This window comes from Microbacterium sp. Bi128, from assembly GCF_918698205.1.
This window is the reverse complement of the sequence record NZ_CAKKMM010000020.1, coordinates 1-25,676: the sequence shown is the minus strand read 5'-3', so window position 1 is coordinate 25,676 and position 25,676 is coordinate 1. Positions and strand designations below refer to the sequence as shown.

Annotated in this window: 22 protein-coding genes; 6 read left to right on the top strand and 16 right to left on the bottom strand. The window is 71.5% G+C overall.

From position 1 onward, the window contains the following. Positions 1 to 7 precede the first annotated feature (7 nt). Genes LQV45_RS03325 through LQV45_RS03315 form a run of 3 tightly spaced genes read right to left on the bottom strand, consistent with a single transcriptional unit; the run spans position 8 to position 3,029 of the window. Positions 8 to 814 (bottom strand): heme ABC transporter ATP-binding protein, encoded by an 807-nt coding sequence (locus LQV45_RS03325; RefSeq protein ID WP_230005735.1) that lies wholly within the window; start codon positions 812 to 814, stop codon positions 8 to 10. Next, the gene (locus LQV45_RS03320; RefSeq protein WP_374208135.1) at positions 811 to 1,938 is read right to left on the bottom strand and encodes a FecCD family ABC transporter permease; all 1,128 of its coding nucleotides are present in this window, start codon (positions 1,936 to 1,938) and stop codon (positions 811 to 813) included. Before LQV45_RS03320 ends, LQV45_RS03325 begins: the two co-directional genes overlap by 4 nt. Next, complete coding sequence (locus LQV45_RS03315; protein WP_230005734.1) at positions 1,935 to 3,029, bottom strand: hemin ABC transporter substrate-binding protein; 1,095 nt, start codon at positions 3,027 to 3,029, stop codon at positions 1,935 to 1,937. The genes LQV45_RS03320 and LQV45_RS03315 overlap by 4 nt, the downstream gene beginning before the upstream one ends. Before the next feature lie 148 nt (positions 3,030 to 3,177). Here LQV45_RS03315 and LQV45_RS03310 point away from each other — a divergent pair, with 148 nt between their 5' ends. Beyond that, positions 3,178 to 5,001, top strand: coding sequence for a hypothetical protein (locus LQV45_RS03310; RefSeq protein ID WP_230005733.1), 1,824 nt, complete (start codon positions 3,178 to 3,180; stop codon positions 4,999 to 5,001). A gap of 64 nt (positions 5,002 to 5,065) precedes the next feature. Next, positions 5,066 to 6,079 carry a DUF916 domain-containing protein gene (locus LQV45_RS03305; protein ID WP_230005732.1) on the top strand — a complete coding sequence of 338 codons (1,014 nt, stop codon included), beginning with the start codon at positions 5,066 to 5,068 and terminating at the stop codon, positions 6,077 to 6,079. On the opposite strand, the gene LQV45_RS03300 is transcribed toward LQV45_RS03305, so the two are convergent. The 5 genes from LQV45_RS03300 to LQV45_RS03280 form a co-directional block, all read right to left on the bottom strand. Next, positions 6,067 to 6,720 (bottom strand): heme oxygenase (biliverdin-producing), encoded by a 654-nt coding sequence (locus LQV45_RS03300; RefSeq protein ID WP_138177685.1) that lies wholly within the window; start codon positions 6,718 to 6,720, stop codon positions 6,067 to 6,069. The two genes, LQV45_RS03305 and LQV45_RS03300, sit on opposite strands and share 13 nt — an antisense overlap. Before the next feature lie 37 nt (positions 6,721 to 6,757). After that, positions 6,758 to 7,072 (bottom strand): DUF2470 domain-containing protein, encoded by a 315-nt coding sequence (locus tag LQV45_RS03295; RefSeq protein ID WP_230005731.1) that lies wholly within the window; start codon positions 7,070 to 7,072, stop codon positions 6,758 to 6,760. A 181-nt stretch (positions 7,073 to 7,253) separates the two neighbouring features. After that, complete coding sequence (locus tag LQV45_RS03290; RefSeq protein WP_374208134.1) at positions 7,254 to 8,216, bottom strand: DNA methyltransferase; 963 nt, start codon at positions 8,214 to 8,216, stop codon at positions 7,254 to 7,256. Further along, a complete protein-coding gene (locus LQV45_RS03285; protein ID WP_230005729.1) occupies positions 8,213 to 9,262 on the bottom strand; it encodes a lipoate--protein ligase family protein in 1,050 nt (349 codons plus the stop codon). The genes LQV45_RS03290 and LQV45_RS03285 overlap by 4 nt, the downstream gene beginning before the upstream one ends. A 41-nt stretch (positions 9,263 to 9,303) precedes the next feature. Then, positions 9,304 to 10,152, bottom strand: coding sequence for an alpha/beta fold hydrolase (locus LQV45_RS03280; protein WP_230005728.1), 849 nt, complete (start codon positions 10,150 to 10,152; stop codon positions 9,304 to 9,306). A 132-nt stretch (positions 10,153 to 10,284) separates the two neighbouring features. Between LQV45_RS03280 and LQV45_RS03275 the strand changes: the two genes are divergently transcribed. Further along, positions 10,285 to 10,746, top strand: a complete 462-nt coding sequence (locus tag LQV45_RS03275; protein ID WP_230005727.1) for a MarR family winged helix-turn-helix transcriptional regulator — start codon at positions 10,285 to 10,287, stop codon at positions 10,744 to 10,746. Between the two features lie 5 nt (positions 10,747 to 10,751). Further along, the gene (locus LQV45_RS03270; RefSeq protein ID WP_374208136.1) at positions 10,752 to 12,131 is read left to right on the top strand and encodes an MFS transporter; all 1,380 of its coding nucleotides are present in this window, start codon (positions 10,752 to 10,754) and stop codon (positions 12,129 to 12,131) included. A 28-nt stretch (positions 12,132 to 12,159) separates the two neighbouring features. On the opposite strand, the gene LQV45_RS03265 is transcribed toward LQV45_RS03270, so the two are convergent. Beyond that, positions 12,160 to 13,593 carry a LuxR C-terminal-related transcriptional regulator gene (locus LQV45_RS03265; protein ID WP_230005725.1) on the bottom strand — a complete coding sequence of 478 codons (1,434 nt, stop codon included), beginning with the start codon at positions 13,591 to 13,593 and terminating at the stop codon, positions 12,160 to 12,162. 105 nt (positions 13,594 to 13,698) lie between these two features. On the opposite strand from LQV45_RS03265, the gene LQV45_RS03260 reads away from it, so the two are divergent. Beyond that, a complete protein-coding gene (locus LQV45_RS03260; protein ID WP_230005724.1) occupies positions 13,699 to 15,324 on the top strand; it encodes an MFS transporter in 1,626 nt (541 codons plus the stop codon). A gap of 21 nt (positions 15,325 to 15,345) precedes the next feature. Here LQV45_RS03260 and LQV45_RS03255 read toward each other — a convergent pair whose 3' ends face one another. The 4 genes from LQV45_RS03255 to rhaI all read right to left on the bottom strand — a co-directional run bounded on the left by LQV45_RS03255 (position 15,346) and on the right by rhaI (position 21,328). Next, on the bottom strand, positions 15,346 to 16,584 hold the full coding sequence (locus tag LQV45_RS03255) for an alpha-hydroxy acid oxidase (protein WP_230005723.1): 1,239 nt from the start codon (positions 16,582 to 16,584) through the stop codon (positions 15,346 to 15,348). A 63-nt stretch (positions 16,585 to 16,647) separates the two neighbouring features. Beyond that, positions 16,648 to 18,048, bottom strand: coding sequence for a rhamnulokinase family protein (locus tag LQV45_RS03250; RefSeq protein WP_230005722.1), 1,401 nt, complete (start codon positions 18,046 to 18,048; stop codon positions 16,648 to 16,650). Further along, positions 18,045 to 20,081 carry a bifunctional aldolase/short-chain dehydrogenase gene (locus LQV45_RS03245; RefSeq protein ID WP_230005721.1) on the bottom strand — a complete coding sequence of 679 codons (2,037 nt, stop codon included), beginning with the start codon at positions 20,079 to 20,081 and terminating at the stop codon, positions 18,045 to 18,047. The genes LQV45_RS03250 and LQV45_RS03245 overlap by 4 nt, the downstream gene beginning before the upstream one ends. 80 nt (positions 20,082 to 20,161) lie before the next feature. Then, the gene (gene rhaI, locus LQV45_RS03240; protein ID WP_230005720.1) at positions 20,162 to 21,328 is read right to left on the bottom strand and encodes an L-rhamnose isomerase; all 1,167 of its coding nucleotides are present in this window, start codon (positions 21,326 to 21,328) and stop codon (positions 20,162 to 20,164) included. A 122-nt stretch (positions 21,329 to 21,450) separates the two neighbouring features. Here rhaI and LQV45_RS03235 point away from each other — a divergent pair, with 122 nt between their 5' ends. Next, a complete protein-coding gene (locus LQV45_RS03235; RefSeq protein WP_230005719.1) occupies positions 21,451 to 22,446 on the top strand; it encodes a LacI family DNA-binding transcriptional regulator in 996 nt (331 codons plus the stop codon). A gap of 332 nt (positions 22,447 to 22,778) precedes the next feature. Here LQV45_RS03235 and LQV45_RS03230 read toward each other — a convergent pair whose 3' ends face one another. The 3 genes from LQV45_RS03230 to LQV45_RS03220 form a co-directional block, all read right to left on the bottom strand. Further along, complete coding sequence (locus LQV45_RS03230) at positions 22,779 to 23,624, bottom strand: transglutaminase family protein (protein WP_230005718.1); 846 nt, start codon at positions 23,622 to 23,624, stop codon at positions 22,779 to 22,781. Further along, positions 23,621 to 24,553, bottom strand: coding sequence for an alpha-E domain-containing protein (locus LQV45_RS03225; RefSeq protein WP_230005717.1), 933 nt, complete (start codon positions 24,551 to 24,553; stop codon positions 23,621 to 23,623). Before LQV45_RS03225 ends, LQV45_RS03230 begins: the two co-directional genes overlap by 4 nt. Beyond that, positions 24,547 to 25,676 (bottom strand): circularly permuted type 2 ATP-grasp protein (locus LQV45_RS03220; protein WP_230005716.1); only part of this gene is annotated, 1,130 nt, incomplete at its 5' end. The genes LQV45_RS03225 and LQV45_RS03220, both read right to left, overlap by 7 nt.

Genomic DNA, 25,676 nt, shown 5'->3' with positions numbered 1-25,676 from the left:
GAGCGGGTCATTCGCGGGCTTCTCCGGTTTCGAGGGGCGGCGGTTCTTCGGCGGTGGCGAGCACGATCACGGTGCCGCGCGGGCCGTCGAGGACGTCGATCGGATGGCGGTACACCCGCGTGAGGACCTCGGGGTCGAGGACCTCGCGCGGCGGACCCACCGCGGCCAGGCGCCCCGCCTCGAGCAGGGCGATGCGGTCGGCGTACGCCGCCGCGAGCCCCAGGTCGTGCAGCACGACGATCGCCGCTCCGCCCCGCCGCACGCGCTCCCGCGTACGGGCGAGCACGCGGTGCTGATGGCGGATGTCGAGGCTCGCGGTGGGCTCGTCCAGTAGCGCGATGCCGCACTCCTGCGCGTAGGACCGGGCGAATGCCGCCCGCGCCCGTTCCCCGCCCGACAGCGAGGTCACCGGGCGTTCGGCGAAGGCCGTCACCTCGCCCGCCGCCAGCGCGTCCGCCACGGCGGCGTCGTCGCGGTCGGACTCCGGATGCCGCCGCCACGGCGCGCGCCCCATCCGTACGACGTCGTGCACGACGAACGGGAACGACACCTCGTTGCTCTGGGTCAGCACCGAACGCCGGCGGGCCCGTTCGGCCACGGGCCACTCCTCCAGCGCCGCGCCGTGGAGTTCGACGACACCGCTGCGCGCGGCGCGGTCGCCGGCGAGGACGGAGAGGAGGGTCGACTTGCCCGCACCGTTGGGGCCGACGAGGACGAGCATCTCGCCGGCCGACAGGTCCAGGTCGATGTCGTCGAGCACGCACCGCCCCGCGACGTCGACCGACACCCCGCGCACGCGCATCACCGGCGTCATCCCCATCCCCCCGATCGGCGCCGGGTCCGACGCAACAGCCAGAAGAAGAACGGGCCACCGATGAGCGCGGTGAGCATGCCGATGGGCAGGTCCGAGCCGGAAACCGCGGTGCGCGCGACGAGATCCGCCGCCAGGAGCAGCGCGGCTCCGCCGAGCGCGCTCGCCGGGGTGAGCAGGCGGTGGCCGGGGCCGAGCAGCATGCGCATCAGGTGGGGCACCACGAGGCCGACGAAGCCGATGATTCCGCAGAAGGCGACGGCGGCGCACGTGAGGAGCGCGACCACCACGATCGCCACGACGCGCAAGAGCTCGACGCGGACACCGAGGTGCTCGGCCTGACGCTCGCCGAGCGCCAGCAGGTCGAGGGAGCTCGAGAGCAGCAGGCACGCCGCGATGCCGACGATCGCGAGCGGCGCGACGATCGCGAGGTCGCTCCAGCGGGTGCCGTTGAGCGACCCGAGCTGCCAGAAGACGATCTGCTCGCGCTCCTGGGTCGACCCGAGGAACGTGAAGAGCGCGATCGCCGCGCCGCCGACGGCGTTGACCGCGATCCCGGTGAGCACGAGCGTGACCACCTCGGTGCGTCCGTCCGCCCGGGCCGAGGCGTAGACGACGACCGTGGCGGCGAGACCCCCGGCGAAAGCGAGGACGGGCAGGGTCACGGGCCCGAGGAAGGTGAGACCGAAGACGATGGATGCCGAGGCCCCCACCGCCGCGCCCGACGAGATGCCGATGACTCCGGGCTCGGCCAACGGGTTGCGGAACACGCCCTGCATGACGACGCCCGCCGTCGCGAGCGCCGCGCCCACGAGCACCGCCATGAGCAGCCGCGGCACGCGGATGAGCCACAGCGTCGCCTCGCCGTTGACGTGCGCCATCGCGGCCCCGGGCGGCACGGCGAGGGCGTCGAGACCGACCGCGCGCACCGAGTCGTTCCAGCCGCGCGCGAACGCGCCGAGCACCTGGTCGGGCGGGATCGAGAGCTGACCGCTCCCGGCGGAGACGACCGCGAGCACGACCAGCGCCAGCGCGAGCGCGCTGAACACCGCGGGCGCCCGACGCGCGGCGCGGCGCACCGGGGCGGCGGCGTCCGCGCGGGTCGCCTCGGTGACGGCCGCGCTCACCCCGCGGCCTCGGGCGCGTAGACGGCGACGGCGAGCGCGTCGAGCACGTCGGCGGAGGCGGGACCGAAGCTCAGCACCGTCGTGTCCGACATGTCCACGATGCGGCGGTTGCGGCCGGCGTCGGTCTGCGCCACGGCCGGGAGGCGTTCGACGAGCCCGTCGACTCCCCCCACCGATTCGAGGCCCTTCGTCATCATGATCAGCAGGTCGGGGTTGGCATCCACGAGCGCTTCGTCGGTGAGGGGGCGCATGCCCCTCCATCCGATCTCGCCCGCGACGTCGATTCCCCCGAGCGCCTCGATGAGGCTGTCGGCGCCGGACTCCTCGCCGAAGAGGTAGTAGACCCCGGACTGCCCCCGCACGTAGAGGAACATCATGCGCAGTCGCCGTGCGGGATCGGCGGGTGCGACGTCGGCGATCTGGGCGATCTTCGCGTCGACGGCCGCGGTGCTGCGCGCGGCGAGCGCGGCGGCGCGTTCGGGCACGCCGAGAGCGGCGCCGACCTGCTCGACGAGAGTGCCGATGGAGGCCAGCGACCGGTGCGAGTCGACCACGACGACCGGGATGCCGGCATCCCGCATCTGCAGCACCGTGTCCCACGGGCCGAGGCTCGTGTCGGTGAGGATCACGGTGGGCGCGGCGTCGAGGATCGCCTCGGCGTTGAGGTCGTGGCCGTTCTCGGTGACGACGGGGAGTCCGGCGGCCTCGGGGAAGGCGCTCGAGGTGTCGCGAGCGACGACGGAGCCACCCAGACCGAGCTCGAACACGATGCGCGAGAGCGAGCCGTAGATGTCGAGGGCAAGGATGCGCGAGGTGTCGACGACCGTGACCGCGGAGCCCTGCGCGTCGGTGACCGTGACCGGCAGCACCTGCGCACCCTCGGTCACCGGGACGATCGCGGACGCGGCAGCGACGGCGGTCGACGGACCCTGCCACGAGAGCGGGTCGGCGAGGGGCGTGACCTCCGCGAGCGGCGGCGTGGCCGGGGCGCCGGCCGCGTGATCGAGCCCGCCCGTCGTGCAGGCCGCCAGGCCCAGCGTGGCCGAGACGATGAGAGCGAGTGCCGCGAGGGCGCGGGGATGACGAGACAAACGGACCTCCAAGTAAGGTGAGCCTATCCTTAACTTTACCTGGATGCCGACTTCGTGCTTAGGTAAGCCTAACCTGTCCTCTCGCCCTCGCCCGGGGGCGACCGACGCCTGCCGTCGGGACCTCTCGAGGACGGAGAAGGGAACGAACGTGGACTCTCCAACCCCGCGTGGACAGTGGCTGGGGCGCGCCTCGACGGCACTCCTCGCCACCGCAGCGCTCACTCTGGGAGGCGCGCTCGCGAGCGCTCCGGCGTACGCCGCCGACACGACGATCGACGGTGCCGTGTTCCGCTGGGGCGTGAACGCCGAAGCGAACTCCGCCGCCTTCGCACCCGGCACCGTCAACCTGCTCTCGGCGGGGATCATCACCGCCTCCTCGTCGGCCGACCGCGTCACGACGGCCAACTGGAAGCAGAGCGAAGGCAACACCAGGATCCTCAAGCTCCAGTCCGACGGCAGCTATGCCGACGCGACGTTCGCGGGACTTCGCACGGATGCCGCGGGTACCACGATCACCTCCGGCAACGGGCTGAACTCGGGGCACATCGCCGAGATCAGCGGCGGCACGGGCACGGTCGACGTCGCGGCGAACACCGCCGTCATCCAGTGGTCCGGCTCGTTCACGTCGGCGTTCTACTCGGGGATGACCCGCTCGTGGATCACGGACCCGAAGCTGACGGTCGCCGCCGACGGCACGGGCACGGTCACCGCCACCCTCGGCGGGTACGGCACCTCGATGGATGACCCCGACAAGTTCGAGAACCTCACGCCCGCGACCGACGTCGTCATCGCGACGCTCACCGGCGTCGACGTGACCCCCACCGGCTTCACCGTCACGCCCGACTACCTCGGCCGCACGGTCACGGTGCCCTCGGGTTCGGTCGCCCAGGTCACGACGGGTGCGAACGCCGGCGCCTTCCCGCAGTCGTTCGTCGACTTCCAGGTCAAGACCGGGCAGGGACCGTACTGGTACTCCTCCGGTGGTGCCGCCGATTCCCGCAAGCCGGCCAGTCCCCTCTCGATCGCGTACACGGCAGCGCCGACGTCGACCACGCCGACGGTCACTGTCTCCCGGACCAGCGGCCTCGCGCAGGGCGAAACCGTGACGGTCCGCGGCTCCGGCTTCCTGCCCTCGGGAACCGCCACCACCGGCACCCGCCCGCCGCTGGCGGGGCAGTTCAGCGGCGCGTACGTCGCGTTCGGCAAGTTCGCCGACGTGTGGAAGCCCTCCGCGGGCGCGCCGTCCTCGGCGCGCACGGTCATCGCACAGCGCTGGGCCCTCCCCGCCGCGAGCATGTCCACCGTGGGCGGCGCGAACGCCGGCGCCATCGAGCTGACCTCGGACGGGACGTTCGAGGTCGATCTCGCGCTGACCACCACCGAAGCGCAGAACCTCGCCGCCGGGACGTTCGGCATCTACACCTACGCCGGCAGCGGCGCGGTGCACGCGCCGTTCGAGACCTTCACCCCGATCGCCTTCTCGTCGGCCTCCGATGTCGTCGTCGAGGTCCCGGCGTGGGTCGACAACCCCACCGGCGCCTTCGGGTGGGCCTTCGAGGGCACCGCGCCCGCCGACCTCGGCACCGCCGTGCAGGACGGCGCGAACTTCGTGGCATCCGGTTCGCTCACCCCGGTCGTCGTGACCGACACGCGGGCGGGCGGATCGACCCCGTACAGCTGGAGCATCTCGGGCCAGGTGAGCGAGTTCGCGACGTCGTCGGGAGAGACCTTCTCGGGCGGCTACCTGGGCTGGAAGCCGAAGCTCGTCGCCACGGACGCGGCGACGGTGACCGGCGGCGCCGAGGTGACCTCCACCCGGCTCGGCGGAACCGGCCTCGGGTCCTCGCGCGTGCTGGCATCCTCGACGTCGGCCGTGAGCGCGAAGGTGGGGGCGGACCTCGCGCTCGTCATCCCCGGCACCACCGCCGCCGGCGACTACCGCAGCACGCTCACCATCACGGCGCTGCAGTAACACCCGCACCGGGGCCCCGGCGATCGCCGGGGCCCCCACTCGTCCCTCGATCGAAAGACCTCTCGTGCCCGCATCCCTCCGCCTCCCTTCGCTCGCTCTCGTCGGGGCACTCGCCCTGGCCACCGCGCTCGCCCTGGCCACCGCCCTCGCGCCGGGTACGGCCCGGGCCGCCGACGGCGGCGGCGTCGCGTGGTCGGTGCAGACGGCGGACAATGCCCACGGCACCGGGCGTGGCAACTTCACGTACGCCGTCGATCCCGGCGCCGTGATCTCGGACACGATGATCGTGGTCAACACGGGCACCGAACCGCTGCCCCTCGCGGTCTACGCCGCCGACGCCTTCACCGCCTCCACCGGCGAGATCGACGTCCTCGTCGACGGCGCCCCGTCCGCGGACGCCGGCACCTGGGTCGCGGTGGACACCCCCGCGCTGGAACTCGCGCCCGGCCACACCGCCGACGTCCCCTTCACCGTCACCGTGCCCGCCGATGCCCGCCCCGGCGACCACTCCGCGGGCATCGTCACGTCGCTGACATCGCAGGACCCCGCGACCGCGCTCTCGGTCGATCGTCGCCTGGGCACGCGCCTCACCGTCCGCGTCGCCGGCGACCTCGTCCCCGCGGCGTCCGCCACCGCGGTCTCGGCCCGGTACGACGGCTCGTGGAACCCCTTCGAGTCGGGGCGTCTCACCGTGAGCTATTCGTTCGAGAACACCGGGAACACCCGGCTCACCGGTCGCGAGGCGATCGACACGTCCGGGACCGGCGGACTGTTCGGCACCCGCACTCCGCCCCTCCAGATCAGCGAGGTCCTCCCCGGTTCGACCATCGATGTCGTGCGGGAGGTGCCGGTGTTCTCGCTCGGATGGGTCGCCGGATCCGTCACCGTCGCCCCCGAGGGGGTCGGCCTCGGCGCCGGCACCGTCGACCCGGTCGTACTCGCCTTCTCGACGCCCGCGGTGCCGTGGAGCCTCTACGCCCTCATCGTCCTCGTGATCGCCGCCGTCGCGGCCGCCCTCGTCGCGGGGCGTCGGCTCCGTCGCCGCGCGCGCCCGCAGGCGTCGCCTCAGGCCGTCTGAGCGGCTTTCGCACGCGCCAGGTCGGTGAAGAGGTCGGTGTTGAACCGGTAGGCCACGAGCACTTCGTCGATCACGCGCTCCTTCTCTTCGTCGTCCCACGGAGCGGCATCCAACTGCTCCCGGTACACGTTCTTGAATGCCTCGGGGTCGGCGATGTCGCCGAAGAGATAGAAACCGACGCCGTTGGTCTCGAACCCGAAACGCCGCTGCATGAGACGCCCGATGAAGAGCCCACCCGACAGGTCGCCGAGGTAGCGCGTGTAGTGGTGGGCCACGAAGCCGCCGGGCCAGGTCGCCGCGACCCGACGGATGCGCGCCACGTAGGCCTCGGTCGTCGGGAGCGGCGAGATCCGTTCGCGCCAGTCCGCACCGATCAAGAACTCGAGGTCGGCCTCGATCGCGGGCACGCGCGTGAGCTTGTCGCTGAGGAACACGGATGCCACGGGGTCGACGCGCATGCGCTCGGTCGCCTCTTCGAGCGCGGCGTAGATGAACCAGTGCTGGGCGACGAGCGCGACGTAGTCCTCGCGCGTGCCGGATCCGTTCATGAGGTCGGTCATGAAACCCGCACCCTCGCTCGAAGAGTGGGCGGTGCGCGACCGCTCGCGCAGGGCGGTGGAGAACGGGATGACAGCACTCATGCGGCCATCATAGGGCAAGGTTAGGTTCGCCTAACCTTCAATTTCCGTGGGGGCGCGGAGTGATCCCGAGCCGTCGGCATGCCTCGTCGTACAGCGCGACGATCTCGCGCCGGACCTCATGCCGCTCGGCGATGGGACCCCCCGGCCACGGCACGCGCAGCTCGACGGCGGCTCCGTCGTCCCCGACGACCGACCACTCGCCCCCGTCGCCGTCGAACCCGGTCATCCGCGCCGACGCGACCGCCCGCACGGGGCCGAACGCGCGCGCGACGAGCACGTTGTCATCGAGGTGGTCGTCGTTCATGTGCGCGAGGACGGCCTGCTGGATCTCGGGGGCGAACGCATACGTCATTAGGCAAGCCTAACTTCGCCACGGCGCGTGGCCGGCCCGCCACGGCCCGCGCGCACACCGATCCCGCGAGACTGCATCCGACTGACATCTCCCTTGCAGGCTGCAATGGAGATGTCAGCGCGATGAAGTCTCGCGGCCCCGACAGCGGCGCGGCTCAGCCGGAGACGGCGGCCGGCGCGGCTCAGCCGCGGAACGCCGCCAGCCGCTTGCGCATGACCGTGACCGCATCGGCGTTGTCGTCGATCAATACGGCGTGGCGCCCGAGCGGAGCCGCGACCGCGCCGAGCGTGCCGCTCCCGGCGAACATGTCGAGCACCCGGTCGCCGGGGCGGCTCGAGGCCTGCACCATCCGGCGCAGCACGCCTTCGGGCTTCTGCGTCGGGTACCCGGTCTTCTCGCGCCCCGTCGTCGGCACGATCGTGTGCCACCACACGTCGGTGGGGAGCTTGCCCCGCGCCGCTTTCTCGGGGGTCACCAGCCCGGGGGCCATGTAGGGCTCGCGATCGACGGCATCGGAGTCGAAGAAGTACCGCGACGGGTTCTTCACGTACACGAGGATCGTCTCGTGCTTCGTGGGCCACCGCCGACGCGTCTTCGCGCCGTAGTCGTAGGCCCAGATGAGCTCGTTGAGGAACCGCTCCCGCCCGAACAGCGCGTCGCACATGACCTTGGCGTAGTGCACCTCGCGGTAGTCCAGGTGCAGGTACAGCGTGCCGTCGTCGGCGAGCAGACGCCAGGCCTCCTCGAGCCGGGGCTCGAGGAACGCCCAGTAGTCGTCGAACCGGTCGTCGTACGTGCGCAGGTCGCCGCGCAGCCGCGCGTACTCGCGTCCGTGGAACCCCCGCTGCACGACGGGCACCGGAGCCGGCTCGTCCTCGTCGGGGAAGACGAGCATTCCCGGGTCGGCGGGCTCTTCGGATGCCACGATCACCGGCTCTTCGGCATCCGGGGCCTCGTCGACCGGCGGCGTCCACCGCGCCGACTCGACCGCTTTGGAGCGGGTGCGGCCGGTGTTGAACGGCGGGTCGAGGTAGACGAGCGTGAAGGAGGCGTCGGGGAGCGTGGCGGTGACGGCGAGGTTGTCGGCGTGGTGGATCTCGACGGAGCCGCGGTCCAGGACGCCCGTCAGGGTCTCGGCGCTCACGGGACGCGCTGCAGCCATGCGTCGGTGGCGAACTTGGCGGCCACGAGCGCCTCGGCCTCGGCATATTCCTCTTCGGTGATGTGCCCCGTGGTCGCCCCGTACAGGGTCGTGAACGTGTCGATGAACCGCTGGATGACGGCATCCCGGGCCAGGCCCGTCTGACTGCGCAGCGGATCGACGCGCTTCGCGGCCGAAACGGTGCCCTTGTCGCTGAGCTTCTCTCGGCCGATGCGCAGCACCTCGGTGAGCACCTGGCCGTCCATGTCGTAGCTGAGGGTCGCGTGGTGGAGCACCCCGCCGTTGGCGAGACGCTTCTGCGCGGCCCCGCCGATCTTGCCGTGCGGCCCCGCGATGTCGTTGAGCGGCTGGTACACCGCGTCGATACCGAGCGAGCGCAGCGCCTGCAGCACCCAGTCGTCGAGGAACGCGTACGAATCGGCGAACGTCATGCCGGCCACGAGCGACGCGGGCACGTACAGCGAATACGTGACGATCGAGTTGGCGGCCATGAGCATCGCCCCACCGCCCGAGATCCGACGGACGACGTCGAAGCCGTGCTTCGCCGCCCCCTCGGGGTCGACCTCGTTGCGCAGCGACTGGAACGAGCCGATCACGACGGCGTTCTCGTTCCACTCCCACAGGCGCAGCGTCGGCTTGCGCAGGCCCGCACCGACACGGGACGTGAGCACCTCATCGAGCGCGAGGTTCATGCGCGGGGAGACCGGGGCGTCGTGCACGACCTCCCACTCGAAGTCACCCCAGCCCGGGGCGGTCACGAGCGCGCGCCGGATGGCGGTCGCCACCGACTCGGGCGTGAAGCCCAGCAGCTGCGCTCCCGCCGGGAGGGCGGCGCGGATCGCGGCGGCGATCGTCGGGACATCGGATTCCACCGGCAGCCCGTTCACCGCCGCGTCGATGTCATCGAGCGCATCGTCGGGCTCGAGGAAGAAGTCGCCCGCGAGGTGGAAGCCGGCGATGCGGCCGTCCCTCTCGTCGAGGTCGACGACGACCAGCTTCCCGCCGGGGACCTTGTACTCGCCGTGCATGACTCCAGCCTACGGCGGGTCCCGGGAAAGACGCGGGCGCGTCAGCCGCGCGCGGGGAACCGGGCGTCGAGCCAGGCGAGCAGGTCGGCGCGCACGTCGGCCTGCTGCACCTCGGCGAAGATCTCGTGCCGGGCACCAGGGTAGACGAGGGTGGTCACGTCGGTCAGCCCCGAGCGGGTGCGGTACGCGTCGGCCAGGCGGTGCACGCTGCGCGGACCGCCGACGGTGTCGTCGCGCCCGACCATCAGCAGCATCGGGACGTCATGCCCCAGGTCGCGCCGCGGGCGGCCGATCAGCTTCGCGGTCTCGACCGGGCCGAACAGCCGCAGCAGGGGCGTCGAGGTCGTCAGCGGATCGGCGACGAAATCCCGCCCGACCTGCTCGTCGCTGGAGAGCCACTCCATGCCCGAGCCGCGCACGTGCGTCCACGGGGCATTGAGGTCGCCGGAGTTCAGCGCACCGGGCCAGCGCAGCGCCGATCCGCTGAGGACGACCGCGTCGAAGGCATCCGGATGCCGGTCCACCAGCATCTGCGCGAGGAACGAGCCCCACGAGTGCCCGAGGAGCACGAGCGGAAGGTCGGGGTGCGTCTCGCGGATCATCTGGCTGAGGGTCCACACGGCGTCGCGGGCGGCCCCGAGGCCCCCGGGACCGAGACGTCCGAGCTTGCCGTGGTCGCCGCCCCACTGCCGCAGGCCCGTGCGGCCGTGGCCGCGGTGGTCGTCGGCGTACACGGTGTAGCCGTCGGCGACGAGCGCCGCGATGAGGGCACCGTACCGACCGGCGTGCTCACCCACCCCGTGCAGCAGCTGGACGACCGCCCGGGGCTCCTCGGCGTCGTACACGTCGTAGACGATGGAGATGCCGTAGGCGTCGACGAACTCGGGCATGCGCCGAGTCTAGGGGCGGGCCCCGGATGCCGCGGGCTCGATCCGCGCGGCGAATACAGGGGACGCACACGACGGAGATGCGACGAACAGACCGTTAGCAAGACTAATGAGCTATGCTAACTATCGAGCACCATGAACGAACGCGTCGACGAATCCCCCCTCTCCGACTCGCGTGACGACTTCAGCGCCGCCGCCTCCGAGCTGAGGATGGCGACGTTCCGTCTCGCCCGTCGCCTGCGCGCACAGCGCGCGATCGACACCATGAGCGACGGACAGTTCGCGGTGCTCGCCGCCCTCACGCTCCATGGCGAGCACACCCTCGGCCAACTCGCCGACCGTGAGCGTGTGACGGCTCCGTCGATGAACCGCACCGTGTCGCTCCTCGAGGAAGCGGGCTACCTCTCGCGCACCCCGGACGACGACGACCGCCGCAAAGTGACGATCGCCCTGACGGATGCCGGACGCCTCGTCGTCGACGAAACCGTGCGGCGTCGCGACGCCTGGCTCGAAGGAGCGCTGGCCTCCCTCGACGCCGACGAGCGGCGGACCCTGGCCGCAGCAGCCGAGATCATGCGAAAGGTGGCAGACACATGAGTGCGATGTTCCGCTCGTTCTCGGTCTACAACTATCGCGTCTGGTTCATCGGCGCGCTCGTGTCGAACATCGGCGCATGGATGCAGGCCACGGCCCAGAACTGGGTCGTGCTGACCGAACTCACGCCGAACGACGCCGCCGCGATGGGCGTGACGATGGCGCTCCAGTTCGCACCGCCGCTGCTGCTCGTGGGCGTCACGGGTTGGGTCGCCGACCGGTTCGACCGGCGCAGGCTGATCATGTGCACGCAGAGCGCGATGCTCCTGCTGGCCGTGACGCTCGGCATCCTGCTCGTGACGGGAGTCATGACGCTGCCGCTGATGTTCGTGTTCGCCCTCGCGCTGGGCGTGATCACCGCCTTCGACAACCCCGCCCGCCAGGCGTTCGTCTCCGACCTCGTCGCGAAGGAGAACGCGTCCAACGCCGTCGCCCTCAACGCCGCCTCGTTCAACACCGCGCGCCTGATCGGCCCGGCGGTGGCGGGACTCATGATCGTGGTCGTCGGCACGGGCTGGGTGTTCCTCACCAACGCCGTGACGTTCCTCGCCATGATCGGCGCCCTGCTCCTCATGCGACCCCACGAGTTGGTCGTCCACCACCGCCGCGGCGGCCCCGCGCGCTTGGCGGACGGGTTCCGGTACGTCGCGAAGCGTCCCGACCTGGTCGTGATCTTCGCAATGGTGTTCCTCCTGGGCGCCTTCGGCATGAACTTCCCGATCTTCGCCTCGACGATGGCGCTGGAGTTCGGGCGCGGCGCCGACGGCTTCGGCCTGCTGAGCTCGTTCGTGGCGATCGGGTCCCTCGCCGGAGCCCTTCTCGCCGCGCGCCGCGACCGCGCCCGGATGCGCGTGGTGATCCTCGGGTCCGGCGGCTTCGCCGTGGCATCCACGCTCTCGGTCTTCGCCCCCAGCTACGGCACCTATGCCGCCACCCTCGTGCTCACGGGGTTCTGCGTCGTGACGATGCTGACCACGGCGAACGGCTACGTGCAGACCACGACCGACCCGGCGTTGCGCGGCCGCGTGCTCGCGCTGTACATGGCGATCCTGCTGGGCGGGACGCCCGTCGGCGCCCCCGTGGTCGGCTGGGTCGCCGACGAGTTCGGACCGCGCACCGCGATCGGCCTCGCCGCCGTCGTCGCGTTCGTGGCGTGCGGCATCGGAGTGGCCTGGACGCTGGCGTCGGGCCGCGTCCACCGGCACGACACGAAGCGGTTCCGACTCACGCTCGACGAGACGCGTCCGATCACGACGATCGCGCCCGAGCCCGAGGACTTCAGCGACGAGATCGCCGGCACGACGCCGATCCCGTTGCCCTCCGCGGAGCGCCCGCCGCGCGGCAGCGCGCATCCGCGTCCGGCCTCCACCGCACGTCCCTCCGCGTAGGCGGCAACGGTCCGGGCGGGAACGGGCGTCACACGTAGAAGCCGTGCGCCTCGAGCACGGCCACGGCGGCATCGCGCCCCGACACCTGCAGTTTCGCGTAGATCGACCGCAGCTGGGACTTGACGGTGTTCGGTGACACGTCGAGCTCGTCGGCGATCTGCGGGAGGCTCCGCGGCCCCCGCAGCGCCAGAGCCAGCCGCTCCTCTCGCGGACTGAGGCTGGGAAGCGGCGGCAGGTGCTCGCGGGTCGGCACGAGCGCGAGCATGCCGGAGATCCGCCGCGCCGCCTCAGCGGACGAGGGCTGGTTCTGCGCCATCCGTTCCAAGAGGTCCCGGAGATCGGGCTGCGGCAGGGTGAGGTACGGCGTCAGCGAGACGCCGAGGCGCTCGGAGAGGGCGAACCCCTCCGCGAACGCGGCGTCGGCGGCCTCCTGGTTGCCCAGACGCGCGTGCGCGACGGCGCGGCGCACCAGGAGCGGAGTGAGCGTCCGGACGCAGTGACGCGTGCCCAACCGGATGCACGGATCGGTGGACTCCAGCACCTCGCGCTCGCGCCCGAGCGCGATGAGTGCGGCGGCGCGCTGCATGTCGAAGCACAGGGCGTGCCCGGGCGGGGATTCCCGACCCTCGAGCGCGGCGAGGGCGCGACGCGCCTCGCCCCGGGCGAGCAGCAGGTCGGCGTAGACCCCCTGCGCGAACCCCCGCACCATGGTGTGGCCGGAGTACGACGCGGTGCCGCCCGTGAGGGCGGCCACGAGCACCATCCCCTCGGCGTAGTCGCGCCGAATGAGAGCCGCCATCGCCTCGGCCACCCGCGCGGAGTACTGCCAGAAGGGGTCGCCGGGAGAACCGGCCCGCAGTCGGTCGGCGGTCGCGTCGAGGGTGTCGGCGTCCAGCGCGGCGGATGCCACGAGGAGACGCGCGAGCAGCAGGTCGTAGTCGGGGTGAACGGCATCCCACCCGGATCCGGATGCCAGTTCCTCGCACACCCGCAGACTCTCCTCGGACAGGCGGTACTCGCCGTTGATCGCGGTGGCGAGGCTGCGCACGGCATGGGCGCGGTAGAGCGTGGCGGCGTCGTCGGCGTAGGCGATCGCCGCGGCGGCGTATTCGCCGGCGCGGCGCGGCCGTCCCGCCGCCGCGTAGGCCTCGGCGACGGCCGAAGACAACGTCGACCTCGTCGCCGGTTCCAGCCGGGCCGGGGCTCGCAGTCGTCCGTCCGCGAAGTGCGTGTCGATCAGGCTCAGACTGCCGTCGACGTGGTCGAGGCGCGCCCGCGCGATCAGCATCGCTTCGAGCGTGCGGGCGTTGCCGTCGACCCAGACCTTGGGCGCGGGTCCCGCCTCGATGTCGGCCAGGAAACGCAAGTCGGCGACGTCGGGAGCCGGCGCGAGCGGAAGGATCCCGGTCACCACACGCTCCGCGATCGCCCGGATGTTGCGGAGCGGGGATGCCTCGATCACGGCGCACTCCTCATGTCGGCATGCTAGGTCACGTCGTGCGCGAGACGGCCAGGTGGCGCGAATTGCTCCTCGCTGTGGCGCGGTATAGCTAGATAAGCTAGCGATATGACCACTCGTATGGACGGGCGCCGCTGGGCGGGGCTCGTCTTCATCAGCATCGCCGTCTCGCTGATCATCGTCGACTCGACGATCGTCAACGTCGCCGTCCCCTCCATCGTCGAGGACCTCGGCATCTCGTCGACCGAGGTCCAGTGGGTACAAGAGGCCTACACGCTCGTCTTCGCGTCCCTGCTGCTGGTCTTCGGCAGCCTCGCGGACCGCTTCGGGCGCCGCCGTCTCATGCTCATCGGGGTCGTGATCTTCGCGCTCGCCTCGATCGCCGCCGCCCTCGCCCCCACCGGCGGGCTGCTGATCCTCGCGCGACTGATCCAGGGCATCGGGGGCGCGATGATCCTTCCCACGACGCTGTCGCTCATCAACGCCACGTTCCGCGGGCGCGAGCGCGGCATCGCGTTCGCCGTCTGGGGCTCCACGATCGGCGGGATGGCGGCCGTCGGCCCGCTGCTCGGGGGCTGGCTGACCACCGCGTTCTCGTGGCGCTGGGCGTTCGGGATCAACATCCCCCTCGGCATCCTGATCGTCGTCGGCGTGCTGTTCACGGTCGCGGAGTCCCGCAGCGACCGCCGCGAATCCATCGACGGGGTGGGCGCTCTGCTGTCGGTGCTGACGATGGCGCCCCTGGTGTTCGGCCTCATCGAGGGCCGCACCTACGGGTGGTGGACGGTCGAGGAGACCCCCGAGATCGGGGGCTGGCAGTGGCCCTTCTCGCTCTCGCCCGTGCCGATCGCGTTCGCCGTGGCGGCGGTCGCCCTCGCGGCGTTCATCGCGTGGGGCCTCCACCGCCAGCGCGCGGGACGCTCCACCCTCCTCGCGCTCGGGCTGTTCCGCATCGCGTCGTTCCGCAACGGCAACATCGCCGCCGCCGTCGTCTCGCTCGGCGAGTTCGGCATCATCCTCGCGCTCCCGCTCTGGCTCCAGTTCGTCGTCGGGTTCGACGCGCTGCAGACGGGCCTCCTGCTGCTCGCCCTCGCGATCGGTTCCTGCGTCGCGAGCGGCATCGCCGGGGCCCTCAGCGGCAAGGTCGCGCCCGTCTGGATCGTGCGCGGGGGCCTGCTCGCCGAGATCATCGGCGTCGCCGGTGTCGCCGTCACCATCGGCCCGGTTGCCGCGTGGGGACCGCTCATCCCGTTCCTGTTCGTCTACGGGATCGGCGTCGGCTTGGCCACCGCTCAGCTGACCGGGGTGGTGCTCGCCGAGGTACCGCCGTCCGAGAGCGGTGCGGCCTCGGGCACGCAGTCCACCTCGCGGCAGCTCGGCGCGGCCCTGGGCGTGGCGATCCTGGGAACGGTCCTGTTCTCGACGACCTCGAGCGTGCTGACCTCGGCCCTCGACGACCGCGACCTCCCCGCGGAGCAGCGCGATCAGGTGGTCTCGCAGGTGGTCGACAGCGCCGGGGCGGCGATCCTGGGCCTCGAGCAGTCGCCGCAGACGCAGGACATCGCCGCCGACGCCCGGGCGGCGTTCAGCGACGGCACGCGCGCGGCGGCGTTCACCGCGGCGGGGTTCCTCGCCCTCGGCCTGGCCTCCACGCTCACCCTCGGCGCAGCGGCGAGCAGCACCGGGGAGCGCGGCCGCCGCCGGGAACCGGCCGCGGCGGACGGCGACCGGTGAGGGGACCGGCCGCCGTCCGTCTCACCGGTCGCCGACCGGAACGAGGCGCGTGAGCTGGGTGACGTGGCGGGGCTCGAGCTCGTCGAGGCTCGAGACCCCGAGCAGCGCCATCGTGCGCTCGATCTCGCTGCGGAGGATCGCGATCGTCCGGTCCACACCCTGGCGTCCGCCGGCCATCAGGCCGTACAGGTAGGCGCGGCCGATGAGGGTGAACTTCGCGCCGAGGGCGACGGATGCCACGATGTCGGCGCCGTTCATGATCCCGGTGTCGACCATGATCGTCGCGTCCGCGCCGACCTCGCGCACGACCTTCGGCAGCAGACGGAACGGGATGGGCGCGCGATCGAGCTGACGACCGCCGTGGTTGGACAGGACGATGCCGTCGACGCCGAGATCGACCAGGCGGGCGGCGTCGGTGACGTTCTGCACGCCCTTGACGACGAGCTTGCCGGGCCACATGCCGCGGATGACGTCGAGGTCGTCATAGCTGATGGTGGGGTCCATCGCGGCGTTGAGGAGCTCGCCGACGGTGCCGCCGGTCGTGCTGAGCGAGGCGAACTCGAGCTTGGGGGTCGTGAGGAAGTCGAACCACCACCAGGGGCGCGGGATGGCGTTGACGATGGTGCCGACGGTGAGCTGCGGCGGGATCGAGAAGCCGTTGCGCTTGTCGCGCAGGCGCGCGCCGGCGACGGGGGTGTCCACGGTGAACATGAGCGTGTCGAAGCCCGCGGCCGCGGCGCGCTCGACGAGGCCGAACGAGATATCGCGCTGGCGCATGACGTACAGCTGGAACCAGTTGCGGCCCACCGGGTTGGCGGCCTTGACCCCTTCGATCGAGGTCGTCCCCAGCGTCGAGAGCGTGAACGGGATGCCGGCGGCCGCCGCCGCGGAGGCCCCGGCAGTCTCTCCCTCGGTCTGCATGAGGCGCGTGAACCCGGTCGGGGCGATGCCGAACGGCAGCGCCGAGGGGCCCCCGAGGATCTCGCACGACGTGTCGACGTTCGCGGCCGGACGCAGGATGTCGGGGTGGAACTCGACGTCTTCGAACGCGCGTCGCGCGCGGTCGAGCGAGAGCTCACCCTCCGCGGCACCGTCGGTGTAGTCGAACGCCGCCTTCGGGGTGCGCCGTTTCGCGATCGTGCGCAGATCGTCGATCGTCAATGCCGCGTCGAGACGGCGCTTGCGCGCGTCGAGCTCGGGCTTCTTGAACTGCATGAGCTCGAGGAGCTCGCCGACCTTGGGCAGCTGACGCTGAACCATGGATTCTCGCTTTCGTGTGGTCTGACCACAGACTACGCCCGATCCTGGGACCGGGCGCGACGATCAGGGACGGGGGTCGTAGCGGAGGGGAGGGAACGCGCGCGCGACGCGCCCGCGCAGATCCTCCAAGGGCGCGTCGGGGCCGAAGCCGCCGAGCGCACGGACTTGCACGAGGACGTTGCCGAGTGCGGTGGCCTCGACCGGCCCCGCGAGCACGGGCAGTCCGGTCCGATCCGCGGTCGCCTGGCACAGGAGCGCATTGAGCGCGCCGCCGCCGACGAGGTGCACGACGTCGACCTCGCGCGCGGCGAGCACGCCGGCGGTGCGGACGGCGCGCGCGAACGCCGCGGCGATGCTCTCGACGATCACGCGAACGAACGCCGGTCGCTCATCCGGCGTCGGCGGCTTCACGCCCAGGAGCGCGGCGATCCGGCCGGGCATCTCGCCGGGCGTGGCGAGGGTCGGGTCATCGGCGTCGAAGAGGTCCGCGGGATCCGGTTCCGCCGACGCCGCGCGCAGCAACGCGGGCAGATTGATCGCGGCTGCGTCCTCCGCCTCCCACGCCCGCACGGTCTCGCTCAGCAGCCACAGGCCCGTGACGTTGTGCAGGAACCGCACCCGTCCGTCGACGCCGCCTTCGTTGGTGAAGTTCGCCGCGCGGGCGGCATCCGTCACGATCGGCTCCGCGACCTCGAGACCCACGAGGCCCCACGTTCCGCACGAGATGTACGCCGCGTTCGGGGACGACAGCGGCACCGCGACGATCGCCGATGCGGTGTCGTGGGAGCCGACGGCGATCACGGGGAGCGCACCGAGATCGTCCGCCGTCGAACCGATCTCGTCGCCGGGGTCCACGAGCGGGGGGAGCACGGATGCCGGGATCCCGAGCGTCGCGGCGAGCGCGGTGTCCCACTCCCCCGTGTGCACGTCCAGCAGTCCCGTCGTGGAGGCGTTCGTCCGCTCCGCCACACGGCGGCCCGTCAGGCGGGCGGCGAAGAGGTCGGGGATCAGCAGGCTCACCTCGGCGCCGTCGACGAGAGGATCGGCGGCGTACTGGTACAGCGTCGTGAACGGCAGGAACTGCAGGCCGTTGCGGCGGTAGAGCTCCGCGAACGGGACGACCGCGTGGACGGCATCCACTCCGCGCGCGGTCCGCGCGTCACGGTAGTGGAACGGCTCGGCGAGCAGTTCGTCGCCCCGCAGCAGCGCGTAGTCCACGGCCCACGAGTCGATGCCGACGCTCTCGATCCCCGGCTCCCGCCGGAGAGCCTCGGCGAGTCCCGTCCGCACGTGCGCCCACAGCGCCTCGATGTCCCAGTGCCAGCCGTCCTCCCGCTCGACGGGGCCGTTGGGGAACCGGGCGACCTCTTCGAGTTCGAGCGTGTCGTCGCCGACGCGGCCGATCATCACGCGACCGCTCGTCGCGCCCAGGTCGACCGCCGCGACGACGCGCGACGCGCTCATCGCAGGAACGCCGCGGCGACGCCGGAGTCCACGGGCACGTGCAGACCGGTCGTGCGCGAAAGCTCGGGACCGGTGAGGACGTACACCGCGTCGGCGACGTTCTCGGGCACGACCTCGCGCTTGAGGATCGTGCGGTTGGCGTAGAACTGACCGAGGTCCTCTTCCTTGACGCCGTAGGTGGCCGCGCGGTTGGCGCCCCAGCCTGCGGCGAAGATCCCGGAGCCGCGCACGACGCCGTCGGGGTTGATGCCGTTCACCCGCACGCCGTGCTCGCCGAGCTCGACGGCGAGGAGGCGCACCTGGTGGGCCTGGTCGGCCTTGGTCGCCGAGTACGCGATGTTGTTGGGCCCGGCGAAGACGCTGTTCTTCGACGAGATGTAGATGACGTCGCCGCCCATCTTCTGCGCGATGAGCGCCTTCGCGGCGGCCTTCGACACCAGGAACGACCCCTTCGCCATGACGTCGTGCTGCAGGTCCCAGTCCTTCTCGGTGGTCTCCAGCAGCGGCTTCGACAGCGACAGACCCGCGTTGTTGACGACGAGGTCGACGCCGCCGAACGCGAGCAGCGTGGCGTCGATCGCGGCCTGCACGCCCTCGGCATCCGCGACGTTCGCCGCGACGCCGATCGCGACGTCGGTTCCGCCGAGCTCGGCGGCCGCGGCCTGCGCCTTCTCGAGGTCGAGGTCGGCGACGACGACGCACGCGCCCTCCGCGGCCAGACGCGTGGCGATGGCCTTGCCGATCCCGGATGCCGCGCCCGTGACGAACGCGATGCGCCCCTGGTGCGTCTTGGGCTTCGGCATCCGCTGCAGCTTGGCCTCTTCCAGCGCCCAGTACTCGATGCGGAACTTCTCGGCGTCCGAGATCGGGGCGTAGGTCGACAGCGCCTCGGCGCCGCGCATCACGTTGATGGCGTTGACGTAGAACTCCCCCGCGACGCGGGCGGTCTGCTTGTTCGCGCCGTACGAGAACATGCCGACGCCGGGGACGAGGACGATGAGGGGGTCGGCGCCGCGCATCGCGGGGCTGTCGGCGTCGGCGTGGGCGTCGTAGTAGGCCCGGTAGTCGGCGCGGTACGCCGCGTGCAGCTCGGCGAGGCGCGCGATCGCGTCCTCGACCGGGGCGTCGGCCGGCAGGTCGAGGATCAGCGGCTTGACCTTGGTGCGCAGGAAGTGATCGGGGCAGCTCGTGCCGAGCGCGGCGAGCGCAGGAGCGTTCGCGGATGCCAGGAAGTCGAGCACGACGTCGGAATCGGTGAAGTGGCCGACCATGGGCTTGTCGGTCGAGGCGAGGCCGCGGATGGTGGGGGCGAGCGCCGCCGCCTTGGCGCGACGTTCCGCCTCCGGCAGCGCGGCGAATCCCGAGCGGACCGGGCCGAACGGCTCCGCCGCCCCGTGCGCGTCGATGTACGCCTGCGCGGTGTCGATGATCCAGAGCGAATTGCGCTCGGCCTCGTCCGACGTGTCGCCCCACGCGGTGATGCCGTGGCCGCCGAGGATCGTGCCGATCGCCTGGGGGTTCTGCGCCTTGATCGCCGCGATGTCGAGGCCCAGCTGGAACCCGGGGCGGCGCCACGGCACCCACACGACCTTGTCGCCGAAGATCTTCGCGGTCAGCTCCTCGCCGTCGGCGGCCGTCGCGATCGCGATCCCGGCGTCCGGGTGCAGGTGGTCGACGTGCGCGGCATCCACGAGTCCGTGCATGGCGGTGTCGATCGACGGGGCCGCGCCGCCCTTGCCGTGGAGGCAGTAGTCGAAGGCCGCGACCATTTCGTCTTCGCGGTCGATGCCGGGATACACGTCGACGAGGGCGCGCATGCGGTCCAGGCGCAGCACCGCGAGGCCCTTCTCGGTCAGGGTGCCCAGGTCGCCGCCCGAGCCCTTGACCCACAGCAGCTCGACCGGCTCGCCGGTCACGGGATCGATGTCGGTGCCCTTGGCGGACGTGTTGCCGCCGGCGTAGTTGGTGACCTTGGGGTCGGAGCCGAGGCGGTTGCTGCGCGCGATGAGGGCGGCGGCGGTGTCGGTGGTCATGACGTTCCTCACGGGAGTCGGAGCGAGCGGAAAGGAAGGCACCGGGGCGGCGAGATCGGGCGCCGCCCCGGTGGGTCTGATCAGGCGCCCCAGCCGGCCTGGGTGCCGCCGACGCGGTCGGCGGCGATGCGGGCCTGGTAGCCGGAGGCGGCATACGCCGCCATGGGGTCGGCGGGGAGACCACGGCTCTCGCGCCACGCGGCGAGCGCGGGGCGGACGTCGGTGGAGAAGGCGTCCATCATCACCGCGTTGGCGGCCAGGACGTCGTTCGCCTGCTGGGCGGCGCCGAGCGCGTCGCGGTCGAGGAGCAGGGCGCGCGCGGTCATCTCCTGCACGTTCAGCACCGACCGGATCTGCCCGGGGATCTTGTCCTCGATGTTGTGGCACTGGTCGAGCATGAAGGCCACGTCGGGGTTGTTGAGGCCGCCGCCGCGCACGACCTCGACGAGGATGCGGAACAGCTGGAACGGGTCGGCCGCACCGACGATGAGGTCGTCGTCGGCGTAGAAGCGCGAGTTGAAGTCGAAGGAGCCGAGCTTCCCGAGGCGCAGCAGCTGCATCACGATGAACTCGATGTTGGTGCCCGGGGCGTGGTGACCGGTGTCGAGGCACACCATCGCCTTGTCGCCGAGGGCGGCCACCTGCACGTAGGAGGTCCCCCAGTCCGGAACGTCGGTGTGGTAGAACGCCGGCTCGAAGAACTTGTACTCCAGGACGAGCCGCTGCTCGTCGCCGAGGCGCGCATAGATCTGCTGCAGCGAGTCGTGCAGGCGGTCCTGCCGGTCGCGCATGTCGTTCTGGCCCGGGTAGTTCGACCCCTCGGCCAGCCAGATCTTCAGATCGCGCGAGCCGGTGGCATCCATGATGTCGATGCACTCGAGGTGGTGATCGATCGCCTTGCGCCGGATGCGCTCGTCGTGGTGCGTGAGGGCGCCGAACTTGTAGTCCTCGTCCTGGAAGGTGTTGGAGTTGACCGTCCCGAGGCGCACCCCGAGGTCCTCGGCGTGCCGGCGGAGCGCGGAGTAGTCCTCGACGCGGTCCCACGGGATGTGCAGCGCCACGGCGGGAGCCAGCGCCGTCAGCCGATTCACCTCGGCGGCATCCGCGATCTTCTCGAACGGATCGCGGGGCGTCCCCTCGGTCGGGAAGACGCGGAAACGGGTGCCGGAGTTGCCGAACGCCCACGACGGCAGCTCGATGGCCTGCCCTTCGAGGGTCGTGAGGATCTCGGGGGTGAGAGTGGTCATGGGGTCCTTCTCCACGGCGGTGGGGGTGGGAGCAGCGCGAAACGCATGAATCGTTTCATGCCCTGAATCGTTTCAGACGATAGTGTGGGCGGACGCCGTTCGTCAAGCGGGAGGGGGCACCGGTGTCAGCGAGCATCAAAGACGTGGCTGCGGCAGCGGGGGTGTCGGTGGGGACCGTCTCGAACGTGCTCAACCGCCCCGACAAGGTGTCCCCCGCCACCGTCGCGCGCGTGCACGCCACGATCGAGGACCTCGGGTTCGTCCGGAACGACGCCGCCCGTCAGCTGCGCGCGGGGCAGAGCCGCTCGGTCGGGCTCATCGTGCTCGACAGCGCCAACCCCTTCTTCGCCGAAGTGGCGCGCGGGGCCGAGGAACGCGCCGAGGCCGAGGGGCTCGCCGTGCTGCTCGGCAACAGCGGTCAGGACGGCTCGCGCGAGAGCGCCTACCTCGACCTCTTCCGGGAGCAGCGGGTCCGGGGCGTCCTGCTCACACCGAGCGATCTCGCCGCGTCCGTGATCGCGCATCCCGGCATCCCCCTCGTCCTGGTCGACGGCGAGGCTCCCGACGGGAGCGTGCCCTCGGTCGCGGTCGACGACGTCGAGGGCGGCTATCTCGCCGCCCGCCACCTCCTCGACCGGGGCCGACACCGGATCGCTTTCGTCGGCGGGCCGCTCGCGGTGCGCCAGGTGATCGATCGCCTCGAGGGCGCCCGCCGCGCACTCGCCGAGGTTCCCGACGCGCAGCTCGAGATCGTGGAGAAGCCCACCCTGACGGTGCTGGCCGGCCGGGAGGTCGGCGAGGAGTTCGCCCGCCGCGCTCCCGAGGACCGCCCGGATGCCGCCTTCTGCGCGAACGACCTGCTCGCCGTCGGGGTCCTGCAGGGCAGCGCCATCCTCGGCGCGATCCGGGTGCCCGCCGACCTCGCGATCGTCGGGTACGACGACATCGACTTCGCGCAGTCGACCGTGGTCCCGCTGTCGTCGGTGCGTCAGCCCGCGCGCGAGATCGGCGCGACGGCGATCGAGCTGCTGCTGGAATCGCTCGACAATCCGGCCAAGACGCCCCGCCGGGTGCGCTTCCGCCCCGAGCTCGTGATTCGCGCCTCGACCGGCGGCTGACCGGTCGCGACGCCGCGGGCGCGCGGCTCCTGCCGCCGGAGTTGCGCGCCCGCGCGCGTCTCCTCCGCGCCGCACAACTCCTGCAGCCAGGCCCGAAATCCGGCGACAGCCGCCCTCCCGGCCGACATCGCCGGAGTTGTGCCGGGGCATGCGGCTCCTCGGAGACGCGCACTCCCGCACCCGACGCGCCGAAGTTCTCCGGCCGCGCGTCTCCGCAAAGCCGCACAACTCCTGCAGCCAGGCCCGAAATCCGGCGACACCCGCACTCCCGGCCGACATCGCCGGAGTTGTGCCGCCCGCGCCCCGCCGCGAGACCCTCTGCGCCGTGAGACCTACGTCTCGCGGGTGATCGTGACCTTGACCTTGAGGTTGCTCTTGCCGGGACCGGCGTACACGCCGCGCAGCGGCGGGACGTCGTTGTAGTCACGGCCGCGACCGACGAGCACGTGACGGTCGCCGATCTCGATGTTGTTCGTGGGGTCGAAGCCCTGCCAGTCGCCGGCGAACCACTCGACCCACGCGTGCGATTCGCCGGTGACGGCCTCGCCGACCTCGGCGGAGGGCTTCGGGTGCAGGTATCCCGACACGTAGCGGGCGGGGATGCCGACTTCGCGCAGTGCCCCGAGGGTGATGTGCGCGATGTCCTGGCAGACGCCCTTGCGGGCCTCCCACGCATCGAGGGCCGTGGAGTGCACGCCCGTGACCCCCTGCATGTACTCGATCGCGTCGCCGACGGCCTCGGCGATCGCGTGCGCGGCGGGACCGGGACGGTCGTGCTCCGCCGCGATCTCGCGAGCGAGCGCGGCCACCTCGGGGTGGGGCATGGTGCGGCGCGTCTGCGTCAGCTGCTCGACGGTGAGGATCGACCGCGAGGCTTCGTCGTGCAAATCGTCCCACGTGATGTCGGCGTGCTCGATCGGACGTGGGCGCACCTCGACGAGCGAGCGCGCCGTGATCGTCAGCGCCGCGTGCGGCGAGAGCACGTCGAACGCGGCGACGCGCGTGCCGAAGTAGTCGACGTACTGGTTGACCGAGGTGGAGGGCTCGATGTCGAGCGACGAGCTCAGCACGAACTGGCTGTCGGTCGAGACGGGCAGCATCCGGGCCTCGTTGTACGACGCCACGACGTCACCCGGGTACGCGAAGCCGGTCTGGTGCTCGATGCGCAGACGCTTCATGAGATCTCTCCGATCCACGCCGGCTCGGCCTGCGTCGGGAAGAAGCGCGAGCGGATCGCCTCGGATGCCTCGCGCGTTACCGTCTGCACGCGCTGCATGTGCTCGGGGAGCTCCGCGAGGATGTCGCTGATCGGGCGGTATTCCAGGTCGTTGCGGATCTGCCCCAGGGCACGCAGCACCGTGTTGGAGTGGCCGACGCGGTCGGCGCGGGGATCGATGGCGCTCATGCAGTCCTCGGCGCGCTGGATGGAATAGATGATCGACCGCGGGAACAGGCGGTCCAGCAGCAGGAACTCCGCGGCGTTGCGGGCACTCGGCATCCCGCGGTACGTGCGCAAATACGCCTCGTACGCGCCGCACGAGCGGAGGATCGTCGTCCAGGACGGCCCCGACACCTCGGTGAGTGAGCGCGTGGCCAGCAGCCGGGCGGTCATGTCGGTGCGCTCGATGCTGCGCCCGAGCGTGAAGAACTGCCACGCCTCGTCGCGGTTCGTCGAGGAGTCGACCGTGCCGATCGCCAGCGCCGCGCGCTCGCGCACCCACTGGAAGAACTCGTGCACCTTGTCGGTCTGCAGACGCCGTGGCATCCGGGAATTCGTGGTGTTGAGGATCTCCCACAGCTCGGTCGAGACGATCTCGCGCGCGCGGCGGGCGTTCTCGCGCGCCGCGGTGAGCGAGTAGGCGATGCTCGCCGGGTTCATGCGGTCCACGGCGAGACGCGCGAGCACGTCGTCGCGGCGCACGCTGTCGACGTTCTCGGGGAAGGCCGAGCCCATCACGCTCAGCAGCGACCGGCACGCGGTGTCCTCGTCGATCCACGGGTCCTCGAGCAGCAGCTGCAGGTGGACGTCGAGGATGCGGGCGGTGCCGTCGGAGCGCTCGATGTAGCGCCCGATCCAGAACAGCGACTCGGCGATGCGGCTCAGCACGAGGGCACCTCCCGCGACTGCTGCTGCTGCTCGGCTTGCGGTCCGTGCTGGACCCCGGCGTCGGCCTGCTGCTGCTGTTCCGTCTGGTCGCGGCCCGCCCGGGCGTCGTGCGGGGCCGTGGCCGGCGCGGGCTGCCCGTCGTAGATGATCGGGATCGCCTCGGTGACCGCCGCCTGATCGGCGACCAGGCCCGACACCCCCGTGCCCTGGCCGTACTCGACGTGCGAGGGAGCCGATCCGCCGACCACCCACGTGTCCTTCGAGCCGCCGCCCTGGCTGGAGTTGACCACGAGCTGCCCCTCGGGAAGGGCCACGCGCGTCAGACCGCCGGGCAGCACCCAGATGTCGTCGCCGTCGTTGACCGCGAAAGGGCGCAGGTCGGCGTGGCGGGGCCGCATGCCGTCCTCGACGAGCGTCGGGATGGTCGAGAGCATCACGACCGGCTGCGCGATCCATCCGCGCGGGTCGGCGAGCAGGCGCTTGCGCAGCGTGTCGAGTTCGGCGGGCGAGGCATCCGGGCCCACCACGAGCCCCTTGCCACCCGATCCGTCGACGGGCTTCACGACGATCTCGTCGAGGCGGTCGAGCACTTCTTCGAGCGCGCCCGGATCCTCGAGACGCCACGTGTCGACGTTCTTCAGGATCGGCTCCTCGGCGAGGTAGTACCGGATCAGATCGGGCACGTACGTGTAGAGCAGCTTGTCGTCGGCGACGCCGTTGCCGACCGCGTTGGCGATCGTGACGTTGCCCAGGCGCGCGGCGAGCATGAGCCCGGGGGCTCCGAGCATCGAGTCGGCGCGGAACTGCAGCGGGTCGAGGAAGTCGTCGTCGACGCGGCGGTAGATGACGTCGACGCGCTGCGGGCCGCGGGTGGTCCGCATGAACACCTTGCCGCCGATGCACAGCAGGTCGCGGCCCTCGACCAGCTCGACGCCCATGAGCCGCGCGAGCAGCGTGTGCTCGAAGTAGGCCGAGTTGTAGACGCCGGGGGTGAGCACCACGATGTTCGGGTCGTCGATGCCGGGCGGGGCCGACGCGCGCAGCGCCGCGAGCAGCTTGTTGGGGTAATCGCCGACGGGGCGCACCCGCATCGACACGAACAGCTCCGGCAGCGTCTGGGCCA

Coding starts and splice junctions, on each gene's coding strand:
- LQV45_RS03325 (WP_230005735.1), bottom strand. CDS start 814: ATGACGCCGGTGATGCGCGTGCGCGGGGTGTCGGTCGACGTCGCGGGG.
- LQV45_RS03300 (WP_138177685.1), bottom strand. CDS start 6,720: ATGAGTGCTGTCATCCCGTTCTCCACCGCCCTGCGCGAGCGGTCGCGC.
- LQV45_RS03295 (WP_230005731.1), bottom strand. CDS start 7,072: ATGACGTATGCGTTCGCCCCCGAGATCCAGCAGGCCGTCCTCGCGCAC.
- LQV45_RS03285 (WP_230005729.1), bottom strand. CDS start 9,262: ATGCACGGCGAGTACAAGGTCCCCGGCGGGAAGCTGGTCGTCGTCGAC.
- LQV45_RS03280 (WP_230005728.1), bottom strand. CDS start 10,152: ATGCCCGAGTTCGTCGACGCCTACGGCATCTCCATCGTCTACGACGTG.
- LQV45_RS03275 (WP_230005727.1), top strand. CDS start 10,285: ATGAACGAACGCGTCGACGAATCCCCCCTCTCCGACTCGCGTGACGAC.
- LQV45_RS03270 (WP_374208136.1), top strand. CDS start 10,752: ATGTTCCGCTCGTTCTCGGTCTACAACTATCGCGTCTGGTTCATCGGC.
- LQV45_RS03260 (WP_230005724.1), top strand. CDS start 13,699: ATGACCACTCGTATGGACGGGCGCCGCTGGGCGGGGCTCGTCTTCATC.
- LQV45_RS03255 (WP_230005723.1), bottom strand. CDS start 16,584: ATGGTTCAGCGTCAGCTGCCCAAGGTCGGCGAGCTCCTCGAGCTCATG.
- LQV45_RS03250 (WP_230005722.1), bottom strand. CDS start 18,048: ATGAGCGCGTCGCGCGTCGTCGCGGCGGTCGACCTGGGCGCGACGAGC.
- LQV45_RS03245 (WP_230005721.1), bottom strand. CDS start 20,081: ATGACCACCGACACCGCCGCCGCCCTCATCGCGCGCAGCAACCGCCTC.
- rhaI (WP_230005720.1), bottom strand. CDS start 21,328: ATGACCACTCTCACCCCCGAGATCCTCACGACCCTCGAAGGGCAGGCC.
- LQV45_RS03230 (WP_230005718.1), bottom strand. CDS start 23,624: ATGAAGCGTCTGCGCATCGAGCACCAGACCGGCTTCGCGTACCCGGGT.